Below are 629 nucleotides of genomic sequence, written 5' to 3'. Positions count from 1 at the left end.
TCACCGGCATCAGCCGCAAGCCAGTGTTGTGCCGCCAAGGCCCAACACCAGCATACCGATCGTCGTTGATCGGATAACGGTGGGATTCACGGGGTCGGGCCGTGAAAGTTTGATTTGCCAAAACGCATGACGCCCGACTCCAGTGCAATCCTTTGGTTATCCACCTTTTGGATCGACAGGGAAGGCAAAGTCATCGGACCAAACACAAGCGGTCCGTCCACGCCAGTCGTGGAATTGTACACCGAGCCGAGCAGTCGTGTAGTTGCTATGGTGTGGAATGTGAGCAACTGCGCTTTGTCCTCGGTAGAGTGGTGTGTAGTGAACGGGAGTTTGAGCTTTCAAATTATAGTTTTCGACGGGGTTCGAGGTAGGATCGCCGTAGTATGCAAATGTCAGGATCAGGCCACTGTGTCCAGCAATCCAAATCGGAAGTAACCCACTATTGGTAACCGTTACATGGCAGCATGCGTGCTCCCCTTCGTCGATACCGGTGTAGGTAGCAGCAACAGGAATTGAGAATTCGACTTCAGGGCTAAAGGGTCGAGAAAGCGCCAACGCAATAGCGCATATCATCGTGAGAATCAGCAGAGTCGCAATGCGAAATCGGAGTCGCAGGATTGGCATAGATG

General features: G+C 52.6%; 1 protein-coding gene. It reads right to left on the bottom strand.

Translation table 11 applies throughout. The features are described from left to right. Positions 1-156: 156 nt before the first annotated feature. Positions 157-629: hypothetical protein (locus CA13_RS00245; protein WP_419193744.1), on the bottom strand; the 473-nt coding region annotated here is incomplete at its 5' end.

Source organism: Novipirellula herctigrandis (assembly GCA_007859835.1).
Lineage (GTDB): Bacteria > Planctomycetota > Planctomycetia > Pirellulales > Pirellulaceae > Novipirellula_A > Novipirellula_A herctigrandis.
Note: the sequence above shows the minus strand (reverse complement) of the source record. Positions and strands in the feature narration are given on the sequence as shown.